Origin of the sequence: Olavius algarvensis spirochete endosymbiont (genome assembly GCA_900608495.1) — a bacterium.
Lineage (GTDB): Bacteria > Spirochaetota > Spirochaetia > DSM-2461 > DSM-2461 > UBA2779.
The window spans coordinates 1-5,489 of sequence record UWYT01000294.1; the positions used below are offsets into that span (position 1 = coordinate 1).

A 5,489-nucleotide genomic window follows, 5' to 3' on the forward strand; every position below is an offset into this window, starting at 1 on the left:
GCAGGTGAATAAATCACTATATGTTATACAGGCCGATGCCGATTATTGAGACGGATTAGGGGCGTGTGGAAAAATTAAAAAATCCAGATTGTTTTCATTGAAAAGCATCTCCCGTATCTAGTATAGTTTTTGTGTTAAACATAAACGAATGCAAAGGAGCCTCAAATGAGAAAGATTTTCATTTCCCTGGCTGTTGTTTCAGTCGTAGTCGGAGCAGCCTTCGCCGAAGAAGGCGTTCTGATCGACTTCAACGAGCTCGTGGACGACTATCAGGGACAGCATCAGGCAACACTATGGGATTACAGTTCGATGGCGGATGCCAGATTTTCCGAAGAGCAGAAAGCTGAGATGAACACCTCCCTATACGTTCCAAATTGGGATGTGGTTTTTTCCAGTTCCTCCAGAACCGTTACGACTGAACGTTTTTCCGATGTGCTTCTTGCCACAGTTGGGGGCAGTTCGCCACAGTTTGCTGGCAACCAGGTGATGGGAGTGCGCGTGCATTATCCAACGGGAGCTTTCAATTCTTATGCATGGGTGAAACCCCCGTTTGAGATTCCCATGTACGCCACCAGCGACTTAATAGAAGACGCACCCAGGGGTGAGCAATTTGTCGGTTTCGGCACACTGCGGAATGTGGGTGTAATCAAAGACATCAAGGTGAATGTTTATGGATTGAATTATCCAATGGGTATGGCGATTGTTTTAAGAAATGAAAATCGGGAAACCCAGCAGTATCCGCTTGGCCACCTTGAATTCTCAGGTTGGAGGGAACTTTCCTGGGTGAATCCAAACTACATCACTGATGTTAGGGATAGGGAGATCAAAAAACTTCCGCTTTATCCTAGAAGTGCTCCATCTATAGCCCTAGATAGTATAGAGTTCTATCGAGATGCAGCTCAGCAAGGTGGCGATTTCCTGGTGTACGTGAAGGACGTAGTGGTTACATACGATCAGGCCATATTAGAGGATTTTGATGCCGATTTAGACCATGAGGGAATTTGGGGCATCTTGGAGAAACGAGAGGATGATCGGTTCAAAGTCGAATTGCAGCGATTGGGTGACAGGCAGGTGCTGAACTACATAGAGGAGCAGAAGCAGCACAAAGACACCGAAGAAGCTTCAGTACAATAGGGAAAAAACAGAACTTAAATAGGGCCCGACCCCCGCGTCGGGCCTATGACATACTTCGATGATTAGTTAGAATTCACTCAAGAAGGGTGGCTAGCTCAGTTGGTTAGAGTACGTGCTTGACATGCACGGGGTCGCTGGTTCGAATCCGGTGCCGCCCAAAACGGATTTTCCGGAGTGTCCATATATCATTCGATTGTTCTTAAGCGCTAATCTGCTGTTTTTGGAGCGAGCGTCGATGTAACGATAGGGAACACTCATCCAATTGCACTTTCATAGACGCCTCTTCACAGGTATATATCTTGTGCAATTGTGTCGCAACGGGTATCATTGGCACCAAAAATAACCGAAGGGGGCCACTATGGGCCAACGGGGTGAACTCTATAGCACCAGAATATTTATCGATGACGGCCAGAAGACTTTCTTTTTCAATGTGAAGGAGAACCGTTATAATGATCGTTACTTGAACATTGTCGAGAGCAGGAAAACCGAACGGGGGTTCAAACGCTCGTCGCTAGTGGTGTTCGATACTGATATCGATAAGTTTCTAATCGTTCTTGAGAAAACGATGGAGGATTTTCGCAACGAAACAGGAAGTCCCGAGATAACCTTCACAGTGGGTAGCGGTAGACGAGAGTACTTGTTGCATCAGCTTTCAAAGGGGCGTCCGGCACTTCATTTAATCGAGAAGCGGGAAGATGCCACGGGCGCTCGGCGCGAATCACTTATACTGCCAGCCGATTCGTTTGATGTCTTTCTCGAAGCACTGAAGAAGGCAGTGTCCATGATGGAAGTAGTTTAGCCAAACCCTGGTCGAATAAGCTTGTAGGCAGTGAAGTATAATGGATCAACACGGGGAGAAAGGGTTTCTCAAACGCATTGAAATGGTTGGCTTTAAATCCTTTGCCGATCGAACTTCTATTGAGTTTGTGGACGGTATTACTGCCTTGCTGGGTCCGAATGGCTGCGGGAAGAGCAATATAGTCGATGCCATTAAATGGGTTTTGGGGGAGCAATCGGTTCGGAATATGCGGGCCGAACGCATGGAAGATGTCATCTTCGGTGGCAGCGAGAAACGTAAAGCTCTAAGCGCAGCAGAGGTTACCATTACTATTACCAATGACAGGGGGCTGCTTGAGGTTGAGCGACCGGAGATAGCTATAAAACGCCGAATTTTTCGAGATGGAGAGAGTGAGTATTTTCTAAATGGCTCCCCCGCGCGACTCAAGGAGATTCGAGAACTTTTCCACGATACTGGAATAGGCAAATCCGCATACTCGGTGATGGAACAGGGTAGAATCGACCAGGTTTTGTCCAATAAGCCAGAAGAACGACGCTGTCTTTTTGAGGAAGCTGCGGGAATCACCAAATATCGTATACGGAGAATCGAGGCGGAGCGGAAACTGGCAAAAACGAAAGAAAATATGGAGCAGGTTGAAGGCATCTTGCATGAAGTAGGGCGTAATTATGAGTCGCTCAAGAAACAAAGCGAGAAGGCTCTGGAATATCGCCGATTGCAAAGAACAATTTTTTCTCTCGAAAAAGATTTGAAGTTAATCAGGTTGTGGGAGCTTGAGTCGGAACGAGACAGGAAAAAGGAAAGATTTCAATTGCACCAGGAAAAACGCTCGGGACTCATCAAAGAAATCGATGAGATGCAAGCAGCACTGATCAGTGAACAGAATTCTGTCGATAGGATGAAATCGAGACTGATAGAGTGTCGGAAGACACTCTATGGGATGGATTTGAAAAAAGAAAACCAGGAGGATCTGGCTCGTGACATTAAAGAATGGCGAAATGAATCCGAAGGAAATTTCAATATCATTAAAAGAAGAGAACAAAATGTACTCGATGTAGTTCACTCACTTGAAAAATCGAGAAAAAACAGGGAGAACGAACTGAATTCTTTCCGCGGGCGATTGTGTGAGATAGAGACAAGTATTGGCAGTTTGGTGGAAGCTATCGAATCGACAGAGCGACGACTTGGAGAAAATGCCTATGAAACTAAGAAGATAAGCAAGGAACTTGATGCGCAGGAAAGACGCGGCGAGGAAATTGGGGAAAGGCTTAGGACGATAACAGACGACATAGTATCTGAACTCGATCGTGGGTTAAGAGATTTGGACTACGATACACAACGTGATTTGGAGAAGTTAATCTTCAAACTAATAGACGAATTACAAATCCGTGCTGAAGAAAGTGGCAGATTGTTGATTGACAAAAAGAATTGGACCAACCCTGCCGAAATCTTAGAACCTCTCGAACGTGGAGCCGAGGATTTTCTGGGATTGAAACTTTCCATGGAGGAATTGAAACACTTATTCAATGAATACAGACAGTTCGAAACGCATTTTTTAGAGGAATTTCTGGCGCCGGAAGGGATTATAGCAAGGAAGCGGGAATTAGATGAAAAAATTGTCGATTCGATAGGCCGGATGAGGGAATTAAGGAGGAAGCTGGACTCGCTGTCTGATGAAAAAATCGACCTGGAGGCGGGAGTCGACAGAAAACGCAGCGAACTTGAAGAATTGAGGGTGGCTCAAGCCCGCATCAGCACCCAAACAGACGCGGCGAAGGATTCGTTGTCTGCCTTAGCCCGGGAGATTGATTCGGAGAGCATCAACTTAGAGCAGATTCGAGAGCAACTTGACTCCGAGAAATCTCGTATCAAGAGCTTGGATATGAAACTCTCAAGTATTTCGTCGCAGGAAAAAGAATTAGAAAACGAAGAAGCTGGATTGCGGCGCGAAATGGCTGAGCTTGAGGAAGGGATGAACTCGAGAAATGAAGAAGTATCCAATCGAAAGAACAGTTTGGAGAAGCTTAGCATCCGAAGAGATGAAGCACAGCTGGAAGGTGAGAAGATTCGTCTTGAAATAAACTACAGGGACGAAGAAATAGAAACTCTTCTCAAAGACTTCAGAAACCTATACTCAAGAGATTTAACAGATTTTGCCAACGATGCCGCTATGCAGTCTCCAGAGGAAATCAAAGAGGTTCTACTAGCCTCTAAGGCGGAATTGAAGGAGCTTGGGCAGGTGAATCTGATGGCTCCTGAGGACTTTGCAGAGGTATCCGAACGCTATGGATTCCTTATTGGTCAATTTGAAGACTTAAGAAAGGCGAAGAACAACCTTGCTGTAGTTACCGAGCAATTAAGACAGGAATCTGAAAATCTCTTCCTTCAAACCTATGAAGCAATAAGGGAACGTTTCCATGAAACATTTCGCCTGCTCTTTGGTGGGGGAAGAGCTGAGATTGGCTTAGTAGACCGCGAAGACCCGCTCAATTCGGGACTGGAAATCTATGTTCAACCGCCTGGGAAGAAACTTGAAAACATTTCATTGCTGTCAGGTGGTGAGCGATCGCTCTGTGGCATCGCCCTTATGTTTGCCACGTTTCAAGTAAAGCCATCGCCATTTCACATATTGGATGAGATAGATGCGGCCCTGGACGAGGCGAGTATACAGCGTTTCGTCAACTTGCTGGTTGATTCTGGTAGGGAAAGTCAATTCCTGCTTGTTACCCACAACAAGAGAACCATAGCATGTGCCAGCAGTTTATTGGGAGTCACAATGCAGGAATCAGGCGTTTCAAGTATTATAACTCTGAGGCTGGATGGACAGGAGCGCAAAAAAGATGAAGAACCCATTAAGGTTGGTTAGTGGAAAAGGTCTGAAATACATACTCAGTAGTTTTTTTTTGGTGACGCTCGTATCGATAATATTGATTGTCTTAGTGATATCCGGAAGAGAACGGAAGGCTGTTAAGGAGGATGTCGAAAATCGTAAAAGGACGGATAGAGCCTTGATGGATAGCTTAGGATTTGGGATGGAAGATTTTTATCGTGAGAGTAGGGATATGCAAGATGGAATAATCTACCCACTTAGGCAACCGCGTCGTTTTTGGAGCAGGGAAGTGGTGGACTCATATTGGATCGATCCTGCTGAGGCAGGTTTGCAAACACTCACAGAAGATAACGACAAGTTGATTCTTGAGTCTCTAGATGTATTGGAAGAAAAGCAACCTTGAATCGGGGATTGAAACTATTTCCAAACAAAGATGCCTTTCGCGTGGCCTGGCTGCCCTTATTGACGTTAGGCATTTCGATTCTGTTTATTTCCTGTGCGTCTCAGAAGCCTGAAGCAGACGAGATTGAAGCCTCTTCATCTCAGGAGGAGGGGTCTTCAATCCCCTCTGATGGTACTGACAGCAAATCTGGCGAAGATTCCGAGGGCGCAGACTTCGAAGAAGGTTTCTCGTCGCCGACATCGAAATCCCCCGCGAATGACGACGAATCTGATTCCGAAGCAGCTGAGACAGACTTCGCTGTTGCCGAAGACATTTCCGAAGCAGCT

The 5,489-nt window shown here is 45.8% G+C and carries 5 protein-coding genes and 1 tRNA gene; all 6 read left to right on the forward strand.

From position 1 onward, the window contains the following. The first annotated feature begins 165 nt into the window (after nucleotides 1-165). Nucleotides 166-1,134 (forward strand): flagellar filament outer layer protein FlaA, encoded by a 969-nt coding sequence (locus S1OALGB6SA_RS09080; protein WP_124033266.1) that lies wholly within the window; start codon nucleotides 166-168, stop codon nucleotides 1,132-1,134. A gap of 84 nt (nucleotides 1,135-1,218) precedes the next feature. Then, nucleotides 1,219-1,292 (forward strand) — tRNA-Val (locus tag S1OALGB6SA_RS09085). A 200-nt stretch (nucleotides 1,293-1,492) separates the two neighbouring features. Then, nucleotides 1,493-1,933 (forward strand): DUF3276 family protein, encoded by a 441-nt coding sequence (locus S1OALGB6SA_RS09090; RefSeq protein ID WP_124033267.1) that lies wholly within the window; start codon nucleotides 1,493-1,495, stop codon nucleotides 1,931-1,933. 40 nt (nucleotides 1,934-1,973) lie between these two features. Further along, nucleotides 1,974-4,796 (forward strand): chromosome segregation SMC family protein, encoded by a 2,823-nt coding sequence (locus S1OALGB6SA_RS09095; RefSeq protein ID WP_124033268.1) that lies wholly within the window; start codon nucleotides 1,974-1,976, stop codon nucleotides 4,794-4,796. After that, nucleotides 4,771-5,163 (forward strand): hypothetical protein, encoded by a 393-nt coding sequence (locus S1OALGB6SA_RS09100; RefSeq protein ID WP_124033269.1) that lies wholly within the window; start codon nucleotides 4,771-4,773, stop codon nucleotides 5,161-5,163. The genes S1OALGB6SA_RS09095 and S1OALGB6SA_RS09100 overlap by 26 nt, the downstream gene beginning before the upstream one ends. An 8-nt stretch (nucleotides 5,164-5,171) precedes the next feature. Beyond that, a partial coding sequence (locus S1OALGB6SA_RS09105; protein ID WP_230204516.1) for a hypothetical protein occupies nucleotides 5,172-5,489 on the forward strand: 318 nt, incomplete at its 3' end.

Bases quoted from the DNA above. Each gene is read 5' to 3' on its own strand.
- S1OALGB6SA_RS09080 (WP_124033266.1), top strand. From the start codon at position 166: ATGAGAAAGATTTTCATTTCCCTGGCTGTTGTTTCAGTCGTAGTCGGA.
- S1OALGB6SA_RS09090 (WP_124033267.1), top strand. From the start codon at position 1,493: ATGGGCCAACGGGGTGAACTCTATAGCACCAGAATATTTATCGATGAC.
- S1OALGB6SA_RS09095 (WP_124033268.1), top strand. From the start codon at position 1,974: ATGGATCAACACGGGGAGAAAGGGTTTCTCAAACGCATTGAAATGGTT.
- S1OALGB6SA_RS09100 (WP_124033269.1), top strand. From the start codon at position 4,771: ATGAAGAACCCATTAAGGTTGGTTAGTGGAAAAGGTCTGAAATACATA.